Genomic DNA, 19,478 nt, shown 5'->3' with positions numbered 1-19,478 from the left:
ACCGTCTAATGGCCATCAAAGTGCTGTTCGTGTTTATTCTCCCCAGCGGGGGAGTCGACACGCTGAACCGGATGAGACACAAGGCGCTTGCGCGCAAAGGTATCGAAGCCCATTTCCTGTATTTCCAATCCGGAAGCGGAGCGCAGAATTATGCGGATACAACCGTCTTTTACGCCGAAGATCCGGAAGCGATCCGTTCCATTCTGAATGCGGGCGGCTATGCGGCCGTCGTAGTTCTTTCCTTTTTCGGGCAGGTTCGTCTGTTTCGGGAATTGGGTTTCGCGGGCCCGATCCTATTCGAGATTCAGGGCTTCGGCCCGATGCCGCAGGCTCGGGAGACGCTGCTGTCGGCGAAACCTTTCCTGGCGCCTTATGTCAACGCCTACCTTTATCCGATGACGCCGCATCTGCGGGACATCCTTCGGGAGGGGTATCCGGAGGCACCTCATTTCGCTTTCAACAATCCGTTCGACGCGGACACGTTCCACTACCAGCACATGGCCCCTTATCCGCGTCCGATCGCAGGCTGGATCGGCCGGTTGGAGCCCAATAAGAACTGGAAGGATTTTCTGCGGATTGCCGCCAGGACGGCTGAGGATTGTCCGGATTTGGAAGTGTGGATGCTCAGCGATCCGTGGCTGGCGATGCCGGGCGAACAGGAAGAGATGCGCGGCATGGTCGCGTCGCTCGGTCTCGAACGAAGATTGCGGGAATTTCATCATGTCCCCCATCATCAGATGCCGAACATCCTGTCGATCATCGGAGATTCCGGAGGCGTGCTCTGCATCACCTCGTTGTCGGAAGGGGCTTGCTACGCGGCGGTAGAGGCGCTTAGCTGCCATTGCCCGGTCGTCACTTCCGATTCCGACGGCGTTCGCACCTCTCTCATAGACGAGCAAACGGCGCTTTACTACGAGCACGGCGACGTGGGCGGAGCAGCCGCCCAGGTTGCTCGGCTCATGAACGATAAGGATCTGCGCAGCAGACTGATTGCCAGAGGGGAAGAGCATGTCCGCCAAAACTTCCACCCCGATCTCTACGCAGCCAACTTCGTGCAGATGCTTCAGTCTCTTGGGGTTCCGGGATGCTGACCAGCATCGTCATTCTGACGCTGAACAACATGGATCAGACGCTGCGGTGCGTGCACAGCATCCGCCGGTTTACGGACGCTCCGTACGAACTCATCGTTATCGATAACGGTTCGAGCGACGGGACGATCGGCTGGCTGTATGAGCAGCCGGATATCAAATTCATGTGCAACGAGGGGAACGTCGGATTCGCCGCGGCCTGCAATCAGGGAGCGGCGATGGCCGGCGGAGACTTGATTCTTCTCCTCAATAACGATACTCTCGTCTCGCCGAGGTGGTTAAGCCAGCTGCAGGCCGCTTTGCTCTCGCATCCGTCTGTCGGCGTCGTCGGTCCCGTCTCCAATTTCGTGCTTCCGATGCAGTTGAACAAGCAGACGTTCTCCTCGGACGAACATTTTTTCGCCTTCGCCGACCGTTTCAACCGACATGATCCGTTCCGCTGGCGCGACGCGACTTCCATCAGCGGTTTTTGCATGATGATACGCCGCGACACCTGGAATTCTCTGGGCGGCCTGGATGATCGGTTCTCCATCGGCGGCTATGAGGACATTGACCTCTGCTATCGCGCCTTAACGCAGGGCTTGGCCCTTCGGGTGGCGGGGGACACCTACATTTATCACGAAGGCAACCGCAGCTTCAAGCGCAACTCGCTGGACCCTTACACGATTGCCGGCCTGAATCGCAAGCGATTCCTGCGCAAGTGGGGCTTCAATCCGGAAAGGCTGATTCTCCACCTCGACCCCGGATTTTTGCCGAATTCATTTATGCATGCCCATCCGCACCACGAGCCCCTTCCGACGGCTCTTCCGGGAGGCTGGTACGGCATGGCTAGTTCCGGCGCCGTCTACCGGATCGAGCGGGGCGTCAAGCGCGGCGTCGCTTCATACCCGGATTTCGAGAGGCTGAGGATGTCTTACACCCGGGTGGCGCATGGGGCCGACGATCTGCTGTGCAGCCTGCCTGACGGCTTGCCGATCCGTCCGTTAAGCGGGATGCTGCGGGACTATCCCGACGTCTTCCACGCCTCGGATCCGGAGGGCGGCATGCACCTTATCGCTTACGGCATCCGATATCCGTTCCGAGGCGAAGCCTCGTGGAGGACGTTCGGCTACCGGCCGGAAGAAGCGGTTCCTCTCCCGTTTAGCGTCCTCCACTCGCTGCCGGAAGGCTGGCCGATCCAAGGGGACGTCTGGGAGGAGCATGAGCTCATCGATCATCTGCTCTACTCGGGGCCGGACGGTACGCTCTATTACGGCGAAGGCCAGCGACTTCGGCCTCTCCTAAGCGAGCAGGCTCTCGGCCGGTACGGTTGGCAGCGCGAACGGACCGTTCCGCTTCCTCTCCACGTTCTGGCACGGTCCCCGATGGGACCGCCGATTCCGTAAGACGCGCGCCGCCGCCCGCAGCGAACGGCAAGAAGCCTCCCGGCTGACGCAGGAGCGCCAACCGGGAAGCTCTTCTTTTTCCCCGGCCGTTACTTGATTGCAGAGATAAGGACGGAATTCGTTTTGCCGCGATATTTGTTCATCAATCGAAAATTTTTGAACAGCATGTCGACCGCGTCGGGGTCTTGCAAGAGCCCGGGATCCGTATCCTGGCCCGGGTCGGCATTCGAAGCGGGAGTCGGCGCGAGGCCGGTGCGAAGCGATGTCGCCTTGACGCTGCGGAATCGGCATTCTTTCGCCAAAGCCGTCCATTCCCGCGCGGTTTTCAAATGGCGCAATCCGTAGTAGGAGACCAGATCGCGGCATCGGGCCGGATTCGCGGCCCGGACGAACGCCAGCTCCCGGTCCAGCAGCCGTCCGTTCGGCTTCAACACGCGGTAATATTCGCGAAACGCGCGGTCCCCCGGAACGAAGGCGCTGACGGACTCCACGAACACCATATCGAACGCGGAATCGGGAAACGGAAGCGAGGCCGCGTCGCCGTTAACGAAGCGGGCTCGGCTCCCGGATCCTTGCGCCCGTCTTCTTGCCTTCTCCAGCATGAGCGGGTTGCGGTCCACGGCGATGACGTCGTAGCCGAGCTCCGATAAGTAACAAGCCGTTCTGCCGGTTCCGCAGCCGACTTCCAGCACGCGGCTGCCGGCCGGCAGGTTGATTCTGCGAAGCAGCCGCTTCGTCGCCCCGAAGCCGCCGGGGTGGGCGCTGCCTTCCCCTGCGCGAGCCAAGAGATCGTGATAGTCCACGGACGTCCTGAAGCTCCTTTCCGGTAAAAATTCAAGGAATAGGCGAAGGAACAGGCGATTCGATGCCGGCCGCCATAAATTACTTAGGCAAGAGATGCAGGGCCGCTCGCCCTCTCGAAAGGAGGTGATAGCATGGCATACGCTGCCGGCACTTGCAGCTGCGCCGGTTATGGCGGAGGCGCCGCCTTCGTTCTGGTGCTGTTCATTCTCCTGGTCATCATCCTCCGCGCCGGATTCGGGATCTAAGGAACGATGATACCCCGGTTTGAATCGGCGGGCATGACGCGACGCCCGCCGCCGTTCGGCAAAGCTGTCGCCGGTCTCGAAGACCGGCGGCAGCTTCCTTGTGACGTTGGAACGGCATCGGGCCAGAAGCCTATGCGTTATCGTATGCCCGGCGATGCCGAGGGTGACGAAATGCAAGCGCACCGAATCGCGAACATCGAAGAAAGAAGGGGACGGTCTCTCTATGACGGCGAAGATGAAGCTTGGAAGGCGCGACGTCGAAAAGTGGATAGGGCAGCCGGTGCGCATCGATCTGAAAAACGGAAGCCGCTACGTAGGCTATATCGAAAAGGTGGAGAGAGGCAGCATTCGGTTCGTCGGGCGGAAAAGCAGGCATGGCGCCGGACGCATCCCGATCCGCCGCCCGGGCAAAGCGCGCGTGGCCGGCTTTTTCCCTTTGACGGCGGGTCTCGGGCTCGGCGGAGGCTTAGGCCGCAATCCGTTCTCCTGGAACATGGGATTCGGAAGCCTGAGGCCGGGAATCGGGGCTGCCGGAATCGGCGCCTTGGGGCTGAACGGGGTTATGGGCATGTTCGGAAAAGGTTGGCCGGGCATCCGGTTCGGCATCGGGATGCTGCAATCGATCCGGCCGCTGCTCGTCGGCAGGAGAGTCTGACTCTCGTTCTTCGGACCGCGGCCGGCTGTTTCAAAAAAACGGATGCGGATAGGGATTGAGCCGCCCGGCCGTCAACGGCTGCTTCGCGAAGCCGAGAACCGTCGGGATCCGGTACAGCCGTTCCAATCCGTTCAACCTGCGAAGCTGGTGTCCGAACGTCATCGGCAGCAGGCCGGGAATGAGCACTTTGACGACATGCAATCCGATTCGGGCGATTTCCGGGGCGGTCTGATCCACGACGATAACGTCCAGCCCCAATTCCCGGAATACCGCGATCGTGCTTTTCAGATCGTCCGTCAGATCGGCGCTGCGCTTCCTTCGTTCGAACTGTTCCCCGAAGGCGCGAGGCGGCGCGGACGACTTCAGCAGAAATGCGAACCGCTCCTCCGCTTGCGGATGGCTGTACAGCGCCGCATGGTCTTCCATCGTGCCGACCAGCGAGGGGTCATCGAGCATGAGGGCGATTTCGTCTCGTTCCCGCTTCAGTCTCTCGCTGAGATAACCGACGTGGCCGGCGGCCTCGCAGATGGCGCCTTTCGCGGCTCGAACCGGGTCCGGATGAGCCCCGGCCGAACAGACCAGGTTCGCTCCCGTCGGTCTCGTATTTCGAAGAACCGCCACCACGGCCGGAATCCGGTTTTCCGTGGTCGCGTTGAATAAGAGCGTCTCGTAGCCTTCCGTCGCGCGCAGGCGGTTGACCATATGGGACAGCTCCGGGTCGCCGGCGGACTCCGGATCAAGCCGGGGAATCGGCAGCCGGGCGTACCACGTCATCAGGAACGAATCCCGTTCCGCCGCTTCCAGGATTCCGTGGAAAATGGCTTCCTCCAGGCTTGAGCCGAGAGCGCAGCCGTTCGAGCTCTCCATGACGAAGCTTTCTCCGCCGCTTGCCGTGTAATAGGCGAGCTGTTCGGGGACGAGAATCGGCCTTCCCTTCCCAAAGGAATACCCCCAGACCCAGTTCAGCACGAGGTCGTCGTCGAACGGCTCGTACGGAAAGTCCGGCTGTTCGTATTGCTCCGCTTCGTACAAGCCCGCCTTCCGGGGATCGAGCGCCCGATCGGCGAACTGACGGTAGCTGCCGGCGACCGCGGTCCGCTTGCCGCGAGCCGTCAGGCTGCAGTAGCGCTCCAGCCCTTCCAGCATGGCCGTATAGCCGCTTTGCTCGTAGCTGTGACCGCGGCCCCCCGACCATTCCGGCCCCGTCAGGGTCGGCTGCCAGAAGCTTACGTTGGCGAACGTAGAATCCAGGTCGAGATATTTCCCTCTCAGAATGCCGGTCCGCTCATCCAGGTAATCGGCAGCCAAGGCGTCGGTCAGTTCGCGGCCCAGCGGGCGAACTCGATAGGAGTCGGCATCGAGCTTTGGACGCGGCTGCATCTCGATGCGCGCGCCTTCCGGGGAATCTTCCGGCAGTCCGCCGCAATAAGGACATTGCGGATTCGGCAGAAACCGGTGCCGCGTGCTCTCCAATGTCTTCAAATCGATGCGATAGACGGCTTCGTCCGTTCGGGCGGGCGCGCCGGTCAGCACGTTTCTCGCCTCTCTGGCGACAAGGAAGCCCATCTGGAGAATTCCCCAATCCGACGCCGCCGGGTCTCGCGGCACGACGCCGTGCGCGAACAGGCTCATCAGCGGCTCCCGGTTGTCTCCGAAATCATGGCCCGCCGCCAGTCGCCTCGCGTCCGCGCACTGGGAGCACCCCGGCTTCCCGGGGGTGACGAGCGGACCGACTACGCCTTTGTCGAACGCTACGTAGCCGCCGATCCAGGGGACTCCGGCCTGCCTCAGCGTCCGTTCCGCCTCTTCGTATTCCTCGGGACGCCACTCGTCCTTCAGCAAAAGAATCAAATCCGCTTCAAGGGGAACGCCTTCTTCGAATCCGGTCAGCCGGATCACGGCGCATTCGCCCGCCAAATTCTCGCCCGCGCAGTCTGCGAGCTGCCCGTCTCCGACGATCGCGACGGCGCTCATTCGGTTCCCTCCTCCAGCAGCAAGCCGAGCACCGCTCCGAATTCTTCCTTCAGAAACGGTTCCGCCGCCAGATCGAAGATCGACAGGCGGACGCGGTTCGCATCTAAAATTCGCAAGGCGGAAGCCGTCAGCCGAACGGAATTCATCTCTTCCGTCTCCTCTACGTCCAGCAACGGAACCTCGTCCTCGTCCCCTTCTCCATCCGCCGGCGTGGTTTCGCATTCGGCCGTCACCGTCCCGGCGCCCCGGAGCTGAGCATCTTGAATGGCCCGCTGCAGCGCCATCCGGAGAGCCAGCGTTCGGTTCAATCCCGTTCCTCCGTACCAGCGGCTCCCGGCCCGCACCCATATCGACGGAAACCCGAGGCAATCTTCTCTTTCGAACACGGCTGGCGTCCCGCCCATGACGGCAAGCGTCTGCCCATAAAACCGGCAATGCGCGTCGCGGACGGCACCGATCTTCCATTCCCGTATTTGCGAGGGCCGGCTCGCCGGTTGCTTCTTTTTCTCCATGTACCGGGCCAGTCCATTCCGCAGCGCCCGGTTGAACGCTTCCGGCACCGTTCCTCCCGCTCCGATCCCCGTCCACTCTGCCGGCTGAGACACGAGCTCCGCCGAGGACGCCAATCGAGCCGTGTAGGACTCGATTCCGGCCAGTCCGGCCTCCCTGCGGGCTTCCCGATGCGTCAGCCCCGCGCATGCCGCAAGCGGCATCAGCTCGGCGAAGCCCTCCGACAGAGGATCGATCGTTTGGACCCGGCACTGCGAGAGCGGCAGCTGGCTCAAATCTCCTTCGTCCCAAAGCCGGAAAATGCCCGAAACCGGCGACGTCAGGCGGCCGAAAACCACAAACAAGTCGCGCTCTTCCTCATCGCCCGAAGCCGGCTGCAGCAACAGACCGGGTTCCAGCGGTTGCGGAGAAAAACGCCTGCCGCCGGAAGCCGGGGACGCGAACGGATGACAGCGTCCTTCCAGCGTCTCCAGATCAAGAAGATAGACGTGGTCCCGCAAAGTCGACCGGCCGCCTTCCGCCACCTCTTTGAGCCACTCCGACACGAGTACGTTGGCCAGCATCGCTTCCGCGAACGAGTCGGCGCGAGGCGCTCCGCCTTCGCTCAGCGCCGTGCGATGAACGCGCCGCCGCACGGCCTCCCAGCCGGCTCCGGAGCTCGGATCGCCAAGCGGTCCCGCCATCCCCGTGCCGCGAACGATAAGAGCGGGAAGCAGCGGCTTCCCCGCTCGCCGGCATTCTTCTTCCAGCATCAGCAGCTCTTCGCGATCTTCTTCGCACGAACCGAACCATACCCATTGAGCCCATCCGAGACTTTCCCTCCAGGACGGCTCGGCCTCTCCCGATGAGGAAGCGGTTAGCCGTACCTGAACGTCGGCAAATCCGGATGCATCCAACGCCGCAGCCAACGACGCCAGCAGCGGGCCGGTGCCGACGAGCAGAACGCGCGCAGCTCCGGCCGTCACGCCCATGCCGTATTCGCGGGATTCCATTTCTTTCGCTCACCGTCCTTGCCGGCGCTCCCGACCGGCGCCGGCCCTAGATCGGTTACTACCTTATGATCGATATTCAAAAAATATCCATATGTATCGCAAGGGCAGATCCGGCGCCAGGTTCCCCAGCGTCCGAATCCGCCCTGTCCGCGTTCGACTCCTCAGGCCCCGGCCTGCCGGTGCCGTGCTCATCCGCTTCGCCAAGCCGCTTCGCTCCCGTCGCCCGGAGGACGCGAGGAAGGAGGTGTCATGGCCTGAAGCAGCCGCTGCAGGCGCGGGTGATAGCTGGCCAGCACGGCGCGGAATTCCCGCTCAATCGCATCCCGGTACCGCACAGACCCCATACGCGGGTGACGGCGATACTCGGTGAGAGGCCGATCCAGGTAAGAGATCGGGTAGCCGGCCAGCAAGCAACGTACCCAGAAATCGTAGTCGTGCGTGTAGGGAAGCGCCTCGTCGAAGCCGCCCAGCCGGTCGAACAGTTCTCTTCTCATCATCACCGTGCAGCCGTTCACCACGTTGCCTGTGAGGAACGATTCGCAGAACCTCGACATGCCGTCGAAACGGGCATACACGGGGGCCCCGTTCCTCCGGCCCCGCTCATCGATCTCCCGAAACGCGGTATGGCTTACCCAGGCGCCCGTCGATTCCATGAACCGAAGCTGCTCTTCGAGCTTTCGGGGCAGGAACCGGTCGTCCGAGCTGAGCCAAGCGACGTAATCGCCCGACGCGCGGCCAAAACCGAGGTTGAGCGCGCTGGCGGTGCCTCCGTTCGGCTTCTCCGCGATAACCGCCTTGGACGCATAAGAGCGCAAGCGCCAGCTCTCCCGCGTCGAGCCGTCGTCGACAACGATCAGCTCGACGCTTCCGCTGTAGGTCTGGAGAAGCACGCTGTCCAGCGCTTCGCCGATATAAGGGTCGTCGTAGAAAGGGACGACGACGCTTATTTTGGGCCTGCCGCCGCTCATCCTGCCGTCCCCTTCCTCCGTCCGGCAATGGCGCGCTCTTCCTCCAGCGCCTCCGATAGAGAGCGTTCGAACGGAATCCGGGGCTGCCATCCCAAGGCGCGGATCGCCGTCGCGTCTCTCGGTTCCGGCGACGGCGAGTCCGCATCGCCGATCTCCCAGTCGAGACGCACGCCGGAGAGGCGCTCGAACTGTTCCTTGATCTCTCCGATCGATCTCATCCGGCCGGACTCCAGGGCATACGTGCTTCCCGCCTCTCCGGCTCGCAGCAGCGTCTCGTAAGCGTCCACCGCATCGCGAACGTCGAGATAATCCCGCTGCTCCCGCAAGGAGGACAAGCGGAACGGCCGGACCCTGGCGGGAGAGAAGATCCCGCCGCTCCGCTCGGCTTCCGCGGTCCAGCGGGCGAGCTTGCCGCAGAGGCCGCCGCTTCGTCCGGGACCGACGAGATTGGACGGTTCGGCGACGAGCACCTGCAGCCCGTACCAACGGTGCCAAGCCAGCGCCGAGGTCACTTGAAGCTTCTTGCTGAAGGCGTACGGGTGAGCCGTTCCTCCCGAGAGGCTGCCCAGCATGGAGCCGACGACGAGCATACGGCCGTCTCCGCCGTTCTCCCGCATGGCCTCCAGCAAGTGCATCGTCGCCATCGCGTTGGCCGATACCGTCTGCACCGGATCCTGCCAGGAACGGTCGACCGCGTTCTGGCCCGCCAGATGCAGCAGCGCATGGGGGGAAGTCTCCAGGCAGAGCCTGCGGACTTGCTCCCGGTCCGTGAGGTCGCAGCGGCGCCATTCGACGGCTCCGCCGGGACCTGCGGCCGGCGGCGAAGCCGCCTCCGCTTCGGTCGCATCGCCGGAGCGGCCTGACGTTACGGCGACGACCTCCCAGCCGGAGGCGGCGAATCGCGCGCACGCATGCCGGCCGGTAAAGCCCGAAGCCCCGGTGATCAGGATTCTTGTCATCCCCATGAAGATCGCTCCCGCATCTCTCTCAACATCGTCTCATAGTCCGGCGGCAGGTAGCCGAACCCGCTGGACGTCGGAAGCAGGGTTCGGTCGATGACCGGCTCCATGGCCGGAACGACCGTAATGTCGACGCGATTGTAAACGGTCCGGATCAGCTTCAGCAGCTCGAGCTTGCTGATCGTCTCCGGAGCCGTCAGGTGAATAAGCCCGCCGAACTCCGGATGATCGATCGCATACGCGATCGCCTTGGCCAGCTCCAGCGTCGTCACGCCGTTCCACCACACGTTGGCGTATCCGGGAACGGGTCCCGTCTGCCCCAGGAACCATTTCAGCAGCCCGATGCCGCGGCCGCGGATCTCGGGGCCGATAATCGAGGTGCGGATCGTCAGATGGCGCCGGTCCCTTACCTCGCCGAGCGCTTTGCTCTTCGCATAGACGGTCGTTCCGTCCGGAAGCTCCTCCTCTCCGTATCCGCCCCGATCGCCCGAGAATACGCAATCCGAGCTGATGTGAATCAGCCGGGCGCCCGTCATCTCTCCCCAGTGCGCGAGCCAATGCGGAAGCAGACCGTTCACCGTGTAGGCGTCGAGCGGCCGATCCTCCGCGTTTTTGTTCAGCACGCCGACCGCGTTTACGATCACGTCCGGCTTCTCTTCCCGCACGGCGGCCGCGACCGCGTCCAAATCCCGCGCGTCCAGCGCCCGCATCCGGCACCCGGCCTCGGCAGGGAAAGGCCGCCCGGAGGCGGCCCCTGTCTGCGCGTCCCGTACGGTCGCCGTCACTTCGTGCCCTGCCGCCAGGCGCAAATAGTCGGCCAGCAAGTGGCCGGCCATTCCGTTGCCTCCGAGCAGCAGGATCTTCATGAAAGAAATCCTCCCCGCACGAGCATCTCCCGAATCTCTTCCTTGGACATAAGCGATTGGCTGGAGCTGAAGCTGTCGAAATGAACTTGCGGGTAAGACGAGTAGCATTCCTTCAGCCCCGGAATTTCAAGCGTCGGAAGAATGACCAGGTACTGATCGTCGTAAACGACCGTGCTTTGGCTCTCGTACTCCGTCAGCAGAATCTCGTGGATTTTCTCGCCGGGGCGAACGCCGGTCTCCACGATATCGACGTGCTTGCCCATCGCTTCCATGAGAACGTCGGCCAGGTCGATGATCCGGCATGTCGGCATCGTCATGACGAAGATCTCGCCCCCGGCGCTTTCGACCGTCGCTTTGAACAGCAGCCGGATCGCATCTTCCAGGGTCAGGAAGAAACGGGTCATATTCCGGTGCGTCAGGCTCAACTGGTTTTTGTGCGCGATCTGGTTCATGAACAGATGAATGACGCTGCCGTTCGTTCCGAGCACGTTGCCGCCGCGCACGCAGACGAACTTCGTGTCGGAACGCAGCAGGTTCGCGTAAACGATCAGCTTCTCGCCGATCGCCTTGGTCATGCCGTAGAAGTTTGAAGGATTGGCCGCCTTGTCGGTGGAAATGTTGATAACCCGCTCCACCTTGTTCTCGATGGCCGCTTCGATCACGTTCTGCGTGCCGATCACGTTCGTCTTGAGCGCCTCGTACGGCTGCTCCTCGCACACCGGCACATGCTTGAGCGCCGCCAGATGGAACACCAAATCGACGCCTTCGCATGCTTTGATGAGCGCCGCGCGGTCGCGGACGTCTCCGATGCAGAAGCTGATGCGGCGATCCTCGAACGTTCGGCTCATCGCCACCTGGCTCGACTCATTGCGCGAGTAGACGATAATCTCCGCCGGATTTAACGGCAGCAGTTGACGTACCAGTTCATACCCCCAGGAACCGGTTCCCCCGGTCACCAGAATTCGTTTGCCTTCAAACATGGAAGTTCCCTCCAAGAAGAAATTTGGCTACCTTCCGGGCGACGCCCTCTTCCGTGTACCCATCGGGAGGCGTCCAGCCGCCCTGCGCCGACGTCATCACGCGGACGGCGTCGGCGATTCGTTCCGGCGACAAGCCGCAGACGACGTTGCTCCCGCAATCGACCGTTTCCGGCCGTTCCGTCGTCAGGCGAACCGTGACGGTCGGAACCTGGAAGATGCAGCATTCTTCCTGTACCGTTCCGCTGTCCGTCAATACGCATTTGGCGTTTTTCTCCAGCGATACGAAATCGAAAAAGCCGAAAGGCTCGTAAAATTCCACCAGCGGATGAATCGGCATTCCGTCCTTCCGCAGCCGGGAGCGCGTGCGGGGATGAAGGCTGCACACGATCCGCAGCCCGGTCTGCCGGGCCGTCCGGTTCAGCCCCTCCAGAATGCCGGCCAGATGTTCCGGAACGTCGACGTTCTCGGCCCGGTGGATCGTCGCCAGCAGATACTCACTCGGAGCCAGCTTGAGCCGTTCCAGAACGTCGCTGGCTGCGATCTGCTCTCGGTAATGCTCCAGCACCTCGAAGATCGGATTTCCCGACCGGAAAATCCGCTGAACGGGAAAGCCTTCCCGTAGCAGGTTCATCTTGCTGTTCTCGGTATAGGGAAGGTTCCAGGTCGAGACGGCGTCGATGACCCGCCGGTTCTTCTCTTCCGGGACCTGAAGATCGTAGCAGCGGTTGCCGGCTTCCATGTGGACGACGGGAATGCCCATCCTCTCCGCCAAGACGGCGCACAGCGCGCTGTTCGTGTCGCCCAGCACGAGCACCCGGTCGGGCTTCTCTCGCAGAAGCACTTCCTCGACGGTGCCGAAGATGGCGGCCAATTGGCCGCCAATCGTCGTCTTGCGGGCATCGATCTGCACGTCGGGAGGACGGATTCCCAGCTCCTCATAGAAAACGCCGCTGAGCCGCCAGTCGAAATTTTGTCCGGTATGCACCATGACATGGCGCGTCGCCCACTCGTCCAACATTCGGATGAGCAGACTGAGCCGAATGAGCTCGGGCCTGGTGCCGAGCAGCGTGACCACTTTCACGTCCTCACCTCCTCAAGCGTTTGGCGCCTGCCCGCCGGCGCCGGCCTGCCCTGCGCATCCGCCTGCCCGGCCGGGCCCGCGGCTTCGCGCGGCTCCGGGTGCGGGCTTTCTTCCGGCCTCTGGACAAACGGGCTCTTGTCCTTTCCGAGCGACTGGCTCGGCGCCGCCGGCGGGTGCTTCGGCCTTTCGCCGGCGGCGCTCCGGCCGGCGGCCCGGACGGGGGCTGCTGCATCTCGCCTACGAAGAACATCGGCGTGCCGTTTGGAAACTTCCTCAGCCTCTCGTCCGGTATCGTCATGATGTCTTCGAAGCGAAACCCGTGCTGCCTAAGATGCTCGTCGGAAGGAAAAGGACGCTTCTTCGCCTGTTCGATCCAGTAGACGGAAGGATCGCTTCCCCGTACCAGCCCTGAAGAAAAGAGCTGCCCGTCGGAGGGGGGCGGAAGCTGGCCGATAAAGGCGTCCAGCCGGCCGCGGAACGCATCGATGCCGAAGCTCAGCCGGGCCGCCATCTCGTTGCGCCGACCCGTCTCGGCGCGCAGCCCGTCATCGGACAGCAGTGCCTGGGCCAGTCGCCTCAGGCCCGGCACGTCGCCCGGGGCGACCAAGTATTCCGTGCTGCCCGTCGCTTCGTGTATCTCCGAGAGGCCGCCGGAAGCGAAGGAGATGACCGGCTTGCCGAAGGTCATCCCTTCCAGCGCGGCCATCCCGAAGCCTTCCTTCAGCAAGCTCGGCACGATGACGACATCCATCGCCGGATAGACGGCTTCGATCCGTTCGGCGAAACGGACCCAAGCCGCCCGGTCTTCCAGCCCGGCCTTGCGGATCAGCTGCCGGCAGGAAGCGGTATATTCGTCGTCCGACGAGTTGCCGACGATTAGCAGGCGAACGCGGGAGTCCGCCGCCGCGATCGGCAGAACGGCTTCCACGAACTCCTTCAAGCCCTTGTTCGGGTAAATGGTAGATGCGATGTATCCGGCCACGCGGTGGTGCTCTCCCCAGCCGTGACTGCGGCGGTGCCGCTGCCGATGCGCTTCCCAAGTATCGGGGAGAAGCTCGTCGCGGTTGATGAACGGAGGCAGCACGAGCATCTTCCCGGGGGTCGCGACTCCCTGAAGCGGCTCCAGCACCGTCCGCGAGATGCCGACGATCCGGTCGCTGTTCGTTTCGATCACCCCGGCCGCATGGGCGCGATGGGAGTTCGGGTTGATCGTCTCCATGAGCGCCCAGATGACGGGAATGCCGAGAGCCCCGGCGGCGATGGCCGGCAGCGGATGAACGCATGTGTTCGCCCATACGTAGGCTGGACGATGCCTCATGAGCAGCTCGACAAGCGGCGCCCAAGCATGGCTCTGAATCAAATCGTTCAGCTCGTTCTCCAGATGGGGAAGCGCCACGTACAACGCGATACAGAGCGGAAGGTCAAGCGTCTCGACCGGAATGCCGAACTGGCGAGCCGCTTGCGCGATGGCTCCTTCACGGGGCACGACCAGAACGCAATCGAAGCTGCGGTTCAGCTCCTTGGCGAACGAGAGCAGAAGCTTCTCCGCCCCCGTCACGTAAATCGGGCTGCAGATGTGGGAGAACAGCAGCAGCTTGGGCTTTGCGCCCGTCATTTCGGAAGTTGACCGGTCATCCGCACGGTGCGATTCGCCTCCTTCCCTTTTCCGAAGCTATCTTCGTCTTCGATGGAAGCGGCCGGTCAGGGCGCGAAAGACAGATCCAGAATTTGATGCAGACGGGAAGCGAACGTATGGTCTCTCATGGTACGATGCAACGCGCGCAGGGCGATCGCTTGCCTTTCTTCCTCATTCTCGAGGTAGTAGTTTACTTTGGCGGCCAGGTCCTCGGGCGAGCTGAACGTGACAATCTCGCGGCCCGGCGTGTAATACTGCGCGATGTCCTCGCGCTCGTCGACGATTTGCAGCGTGCCGCAGGCGGATATTTCGAAAGTCCGGGGATTCGGAGAGGCGGCGGTGATGTTCGCCATATTCTGGTTGAACGTTTCGTCGTCATGGGAACGATGAATATTGACCGAGATGCTGTGCGCGTTATACTGCTCCGACGTTTCGAGCGGCTCCATCCAACGGCCGACCTCGATCCGGTCCTGCCATCTGGCGAAATCCGGAAGGCGGTCCCACCACAGGCCGGAAATCCGGAATTTGCGGCCTTCCAGCAGCGGCAGGGCCGAATGGAACACGCCGACGCGATTCCAGTAGGCCGATCCGATAAAGCAGACGTCGCCCCTTATCTCGCGGCGCGGATTACGCGGACGGTAGGCACCGGGATATACGCCGAGCGACACGTTGTGCACGCGGGCGCATCCAAGATTCTGATAGAACGGAACGCAGTTGCGCTCCAGCGTAAACACGTTCTCGTAAAGCGGCGCGATGGTGGAGGTAACGTCGGTATAGTAGGGATCGTCGGTAAACCAGATCGAGGTCCGGATGCCGAGGCTGCGAATCTGCTGTACCTGATCGGTGCCGAACTCCATTCCGTCCAGAGAGAGCACCAGATCGGGCCGTTCCACTGCCGCCAGCCCAACGACATCGTCGTACGGCCCGACGACGGTCACCCTCTCCACCATTTCGCCGAGCGTGGCGGCGATTCCATCGTCCAGGGGGGTGTAAGGGTATCCTTTGCCCGTCCTGACGAACATGACATGGATCGGACGGCGCTCTCCGGGAGAGGGGATGGATTGGATCACCGCCTCGCACAATCCTTGCCAATGGCCGTGCTTCCTACCTAACTCCAGTCCATGCTTGTGCCCCGTTTGATACGGAGTTTCCACGGGAGCCCGTCTGCCGGGCCTGTTGATTTTTTTGACCGCTGTCAATCCGACCAACCTCCTTAATGTAATGGTGTCGCTACCTCCGATTGCTCTCGAGAACCTCAAGCAAGCGGCCGATCCGCCGGTCGAACGTATGGTTCTGGAACGTTCTGCGGAAGCTTCTGGCGGCCACTTTCACTCTCTCCGCCTCGTTGTTCAAATAGAAGTCGATCTTCGCCATCAAATCCGCCGCCGAATTGAACGCCGCAATCTCCGAACCGATCTCGTAGTGCTCCGGCAGCTCGGCGCGCATATCGGTCAACTGCAACGTCCCGCAAGCCGCGATCTCATACGTGCGCGGGTTGATCGACACCGCTCCGATGTTGCGGCTGTTCCGGTTGTCGGAACCCGCTTCCGTCGTCCGGTGAAGATTGATGACGATCTTCGCGCCGTTGTAATACTTGACCGTCTCCGGCACTTCGATCCACTCGCTTCGGATGAAACGCGCCAGATCCGGGTAACGGGTCATCCGGTCCCAATGGCTTCCGGCAATGAACACCTTCTTGTCTTGCAGGTAAGTCGCCAGCTCGTCGAACAGGCGGACCCGATTCCAGAACGCGACGCCGATAAAGCAGATATCGCTCTGATATTCGGGCGGCACCCGCATCGGCTGGAATACCCGGGGATTGACGGCCAGCGGCAAGTGATGCACTTGCGGGCATACTTGCTGGTAAAGAGGAAGACACGACCTTTCATGCGTGAACACGATGTCGTAATTTGCGGCAACGCCGGGCGTTTCGTCGGTGACGTACGGGTCGTCGACGAACCAGATCGCTGTCGGAATTCCCATTGCGCGAACGGCTCTGATCTGCTCCGGATGATCCCCCGGAAATACGTGCAAGCCGTTCATGACCAGCACGGCATCCGGCCGATGCTGCTCTGCCAGTTGCCTCGTCTGAGCGGCCGGGGCCACGATCACTTGCGCCGAGGACGACTCCAGAGCCGAGATCACCCCATCGTCGATGGCGTGGAACCCTTGCGGAACGTACAGAATGCGCAAGGGGCTTCGCGCGACGGACAGGGCCGGCGTTTGCTGGATGACCCCTTGGCAGGCCCCCAGCCTCCATCCTTCCGCCCAACCGGTTTGAAATCCGGGGCCGCTCCGGATCGCCGCCCGCTGCCGGACCGGATTCCGGCCGCGATGGCGTCTCCCGGAGCGTCGGCGGCTTCGTTGCCGAATTTTCCGGCTCCTGTATCGCATTGACATCACCCAGATTCAATATATGCCCTGCTGGTCTAATGGACATGGATACTTACCCGTCCGCAAATGCGCATTATTGCCGGATAGCCCGTCCGCTTCTGGCCGGAGGCAGAAGCCTTCGGCGCGGAAAAAGCGGGAATTCGGCCGTGGACCTCCCTTCGACAAAACAGCCAACCGGCCTCTGCGCCGGTTGGCTGTCATGCAGGCAATCCAATGGAGCGGTTGCGATTCATCCGGCCGCTTGCCGCCGACGGCCGGGCGCAGAGCGTCAGAACGTCAGCTTTTTCCCGTCCTGCAGCCCTTGGGCGAAGCCCGAATCGTAGCCTTGCTGATACGCGGCTTCGAACCCTTGGCCGTAGGTTCCGGGAGGGCCGGTCCGGATTCTTCCGCGAACCCGGCGCCCGCGCCTGACGCGGCCGACTCTCTTGACCGTCCTACGGTTCGTTCCGGTTTTGCCGACTTTCCGCGTTTTGCCGACTTTTCTCAGGCCGGTCGTCCGTTTGCGCAACCGGCGGACCGAGCGTTTTTTGCCTAACAGCGGACGCGCGACACGTTTCTTCCGCTTCATTTCGGGCCTCTCCTCCTCAAGCTCCATCGATCCGATACAGCATATGCGCCCCGTCCGCTCCTGTCCCCGGCAGATTGCATTTTAACCGTCTCCGTCGCGCCCAATTGCCGTGCGTTTGTCCCGTTCCCGGCAGTCAAATTTCCTGCTCGTATGCCAATTGGTGCCCGTCCTCGAAGCCTTTGGCGAAGCCGATATTGTATCCTTCGTTGTATGCTTGCTGAAGCCTGTTGATTCCTTCCCCGGAGCCCGGGCGCCGTCTGCCGGCACCGCGTCTTCCCCTGGGACGCGGCCTCTCCCGGGGGCGCGGTTTGATTCCGGCGCGCGGTCTGATCCTTCGCCGCAACCTGCCTCCGGCCGCCGGTCCCGCTCTCCGGCGCAGTCCCGCTTTCCGGCGCAGTCCAGCCCTTCGCCTCGTTCTCAACACGTTCCCACCTCCTCCGCCGCTTTCTCTCCGGCCGGGAGGTCCGCCCGGCATACCTGATCCGACAGCCACGGGGGAAGCGGGTCCCCGATTCGCGGCGACTGCCAGCCGGTTCCCGTCACTGCCCGGGACAGGGCGGACTGCAAATTCGACAGAACCCTGACGTGATCGCGCATGGCAGCGGCGGCGGGAATGCCCGGTTCCGTGACGTCCGCCACGCTCTCCAGAATGCGGGCGAGCGCTTCCTGGCTTTTCGTAATCGCGTGAAGCAGGTTCAGCTTCAATTCCCATTCTCTGGCCAGCGGGTTCATGAATCCTCTTCGTCCGCCCCGAAACCGTTAAGCAGCGAAGCCATGCCTCCTCCGGATTCCTCTTCTTCCGGTTCGAGAATCGCCTTCATGTTCCGGTTCAATCCGTTGCACAGCTTCGTCAAGCCGTCAATCAAATCCACGTTGTGCTCGTGAAATTGCAACGACGTCGAGAGTTGATCGGAATGGACCGTGTACGTGTCTTTGGTCATATGGGTGAGCAGCCAATTTCTCACCTTTTCCGCTTCGGTCGCTTTGGCTTCCAGGATCATCGCCACGTTCCACTGCAGCTTTGCCAAGGCGTCCAATGTCAGATGATACGCCTGCTCGCGATTCATTCAGGTTGTCCCTCCTTCCCCGGCCGCTCCGGTAGCGCGATTACTCCTCGTCCGAATCCCCGACGGCCTTCACGATTTGCGTCAGGCTGTCCGCCATCGCTTCCTGAAAGTCGGCCAGACTGTTCACGTAAGCGATGACGCTTTTGGTCACCTGGGACGAACTGTCGACCAGCCCCTCCAGCCCGTTCAGCTGCGGGTGCTCATCCGGGAGCAATTCGATCAACTGCGCCATTCTTACGGCGACATGCCGTTTCGCGTCCAGAATCCGCGCCATCTGCTGGTGCGAATGCGACAAGTGAACCACAATCTCCGTCATCAATTCCTGCACGCAGGCGGCCCCCCATTCATCAGAAAATACGGCGCTTCTTTTGCGCGCCAGCCCGGTCTCTACAGCATATGCCGCGGGACGGCGCTTGCCACAGGCCGCAAGTCGTCTCGCTTGGAAGGAGCATCGCTTCCCAATCCGACATTTAATCGGCGGCATCCCTTTCGCTCAGGCCGTTCGCCCTCGATCGTCTCTTTTTACTCCTTAACGTCGGAATTTCCTTCCCTCAGGTCCGGCGTTCCCGTTCACTTCCCATTCCCCTTTGCTTCGAAATCCCCGTCCCTCAGGAACAGGTCCGGCTTTCCTCATATGCCCGCTCTCGCGATAATCGGCGCCTTTTGAAGAAAAATCTCGCCCCCGGAACGCCACGCCTGGCTTGGGCTAAGGTTATCCCCTTCAATCAGGAACTAGTTGGATATTTTTTATTGATTTGAGAACTTATGTTCGGTATAATGGTCGTAGAAAAATAATACGCTCGAGGTGATGGGGATGTTCGACGGTTCGCTCTCTTTCGATCAGGTGCAACGGCTTCTGCAGGACGAAGAAGCTTGCATTCGCGTTTTGTTCGACGCCAGGTGGCCGGACGGCTTCCGGTGCCCTCGCTGCGGCCGCTCTTCCTATTCCCTCATCTCGACCCGGTCTTTGCCGCTTTACGAATGCTCCCGCTGCCGAAAGCAAACTTCGCTGATTGCCGGCACGGTATTTCAGGGCACCCGCACGCCGTTGCGTCTGTGGTTTCAAGCCATCTATCTTCACAGCCGCCCCGGCGGCGTCAACGCCCTGCAACTGTCGGAGGAGATTGGCGTTACCTATAAGACGGCTTGGAGCATCTGCCACAAGCTGCGTCATGCCATGAGTCACGCCGAGGCCGGCGAGCTGCTCGAAGGATGGGTCCGCATCCAGGATGCCGCCATCATACATCGCGCTACGCCGACGTTGGAGTGGCAGCCGCAGGAGCAGTCGGTGCTCATCGGCGCATCG

Annotated in this window: 20 protein-coding genes; 5 read left to right on the top strand and 15 right to left on the bottom strand. The window is 62.0% G+C overall.

Translation table 11 applies throughout. From position 1 onward, the window contains the following. Positions 1-8 precede the first annotated feature (8 nt). Entirely contained in the window at positions 9-1,091 is a 1,083-nt protein-coding gene (locus H7C18_RS16820) for a glycosyltransferase family 4 protein (protein ID WP_185130255.1), read from the top strand. After that, entirely contained in the window at positions 1,085-2,473 is a 1,389-nt protein-coding gene (locus H7C18_RS16815) for a glycosyltransferase family 2 protein (protein ID WP_185130254.1), read from the top strand. Before H7C18_RS16820 ends, H7C18_RS16815 begins: the two co-directional genes overlap by 7 nt. Positions 2,474-2,562: 89 nt before the next feature. On the opposite strand, the gene H7C18_RS16810 is transcribed toward H7C18_RS16815, so the two are convergent. Beyond that, on the bottom strand, positions 2,563-3,276 hold the full coding sequence (locus H7C18_RS16810; RefSeq protein ID WP_185130253.1) for a methyltransferase domain-containing protein: 714 nt from the start codon (positions 3,274-3,276) through the stop codon (positions 2,563-2,565). Between the two features lie 132 nt (positions 3,277-3,408). On the opposite strand from H7C18_RS16810, the gene H7C18_RS16805 reads away from it, so the two are divergent. Further along, positions 3,409-3,522: a YjcZ family sporulation protein gene (locus H7C18_RS16805; RefSeq protein WP_185130252.1), complete on the top strand. Its 114-nt coding sequence runs from the start codon at positions 3,409-3,411 to the stop codon at positions 3,520-3,522. Positions 3,523-3,745: 223 nt separating this feature from the next. Further along, positions 3,746-4,177 (top strand): hypothetical protein, encoded by a 432-nt coding sequence (locus H7C18_RS16800; RefSeq protein ID WP_185130251.1) that lies wholly within the window; start codon positions 3,746-3,748, stop codon positions 4,175-4,177. A gap of 30 nt (positions 4,178-4,207) precedes the next feature. Here the strand turns inward: H7C18_RS16800 and H7C18_RS16795 are convergent, their stop codons facing one another. The 14 genes from H7C18_RS16795 to H7C18_RS16730 form a co-directional block, all read right to left on the bottom strand. Further along, a complete protein-coding gene (locus H7C18_RS16795) occupies positions 4,208-6,151 on the bottom strand; it encodes a TOMM precursor leader peptide-binding protein (RefSeq protein ID WP_185130250.1) in 1,944 nt (647 codons plus the stop codon). Beyond that, positions 6,148-7,653 carry a bacteriocin maturation protein gene (locus H7C18_RS16790; protein WP_185130249.1) on the bottom strand — a complete coding sequence of 502 codons (1,506 nt, stop codon included), beginning with the start codon at positions 7,651-7,653 and terminating at the stop codon, positions 6,148-6,150. Before H7C18_RS16790 ends, H7C18_RS16795 begins: the two co-directional genes overlap by 4 nt. 188 nt (positions 7,654-7,841) lie before the next feature. Next, positions 7,842-8,621: a glycosyltransferase gene (locus H7C18_RS16785; protein WP_185130248.1), complete on the bottom strand. Its 780-nt coding sequence runs from the start codon at positions 8,619-8,621 to the stop codon at positions 7,842-7,844. Then, complete coding sequence (locus H7C18_RS16780) at positions 8,618-9,586, bottom strand: NAD-dependent epimerase/dehydratase family protein (RefSeq protein WP_238357756.1); 969 nt, start codon at positions 9,584-9,586, stop codon at positions 8,618-8,620. Before H7C18_RS16780 ends, H7C18_RS16785 begins: the two co-directional genes overlap by 4 nt. Next, a complete protein-coding gene (locus H7C18_RS16775; RefSeq protein WP_185130247.1) occupies positions 9,577-10,446 on the bottom strand; it encodes a dTDP-4-dehydrorhamnose reductase family protein in 870 nt (289 codons plus the stop codon). The genes H7C18_RS16780 and H7C18_RS16775 overlap by 10 nt, the downstream gene beginning before the upstream one ends. Then, positions 10,443-11,426 (bottom strand): polysaccharide biosynthesis protein, encoded by a 984-nt coding sequence (locus H7C18_RS16770; protein ID WP_185130246.1) that lies wholly within the window; start codon positions 11,424-11,426, stop codon positions 10,443-10,445. Before H7C18_RS16770 ends, H7C18_RS16775 begins: the two co-directional genes overlap by 4 nt. Then, a complete protein-coding gene (gene wecB / locus H7C18_RS16765) occupies positions 11,419-12,507 on the bottom strand; it encodes a non-hydrolyzing UDP-N-acetylglucosamine 2-epimerase (protein WP_185130245.1) in 1,089 nt (362 codons plus the stop codon). The genes H7C18_RS16770 and wecB overlap by 8 nt, the downstream gene beginning before the upstream one ends. 4 nt (positions 12,508-12,511) lie before the next feature. Continuing rightward, complete coding sequence (locus tag H7C18_RS16760) at positions 12,512-14,122, bottom strand: glycosyltransferase family 4 protein (RefSeq protein WP_185130244.1); 1,611 nt, start codon at positions 14,120-14,122, stop codon at positions 12,512-12,514. Between the two features lie 86 nt (positions 14,123-14,208). Next, on the bottom strand, positions 14,209-15,342 hold the full coding sequence (locus H7C18_RS16755) for a CgeB family protein (RefSeq protein ID WP_238357755.1): 1,134 nt from the start codon (positions 15,340-15,342) through the stop codon (positions 14,209-14,211). A 31-nt stretch (positions 15,343-15,373) separates the two neighbouring features. Then, on the bottom strand, positions 15,374-16,537 hold the full coding sequence (locus tag H7C18_RS16750; protein ID WP_185130243.1) for a CgeB family protein: 1,164 nt from the start codon (positions 16,535-16,537) through the stop codon (positions 15,374-15,376). 268 nt (positions 16,538-16,805) lie between these two features. Then, a complete protein-coding gene (locus H7C18_RS16745) occupies positions 16,806-17,105 on the bottom strand; it encodes a hypothetical protein (RefSeq protein ID WP_185130242.1) in 300 nt (99 codons plus the stop codon). 417 nt (positions 17,106-17,522) lie between these two features. After that, positions 17,523-17,837 (bottom strand): hypothetical protein, encoded by a 315-nt coding sequence (locus H7C18_RS16740; RefSeq protein WP_185130241.1) that lies wholly within the window; start codon positions 17,835-17,837, stop codon positions 17,523-17,525. Next, entirely contained in the window at positions 17,834-18,172 is a 339-nt protein-coding gene (locus tag H7C18_RS16735) for an alpha-helical endospore appendage domain-containing protein (RefSeq protein ID WP_185130240.1), read from the bottom strand. The genes H7C18_RS16740 and H7C18_RS16735 overlap by 4 nt, the downstream gene beginning before the upstream one ends. A 40-nt stretch (positions 18,173-18,212) precedes the next feature. Beyond that, positions 18,213-18,500, bottom strand: a complete 288-nt coding sequence (locus H7C18_RS16730; RefSeq protein WP_185130239.1) for a nucleoside-diphosphate sugar epimerase — start codon at positions 18,498-18,500, stop codon at positions 18,213-18,215. Between the two features lie 480 nt (positions 18,501-18,980). Between H7C18_RS16730 and H7C18_RS16725 the strand changes: the two genes are divergently transcribed. Further along, on the top strand, positions 18,981-19,478 hold a 498-nt coding region (locus H7C18_RS16725; RefSeq protein WP_185127688.1), incomplete at its 3' end, for a transposase.

The organism is Cohnella zeiphila (assembly GCF_014212055.1).
Lineage (GTDB): Bacteria > Bacillota > Bacilli > Paenibacillales > Paenibacillaceae > Cohnella > Cohnella zeiphila.
This window is presented reverse-complemented; position numbering and strand designations above follow the sequence as displayed.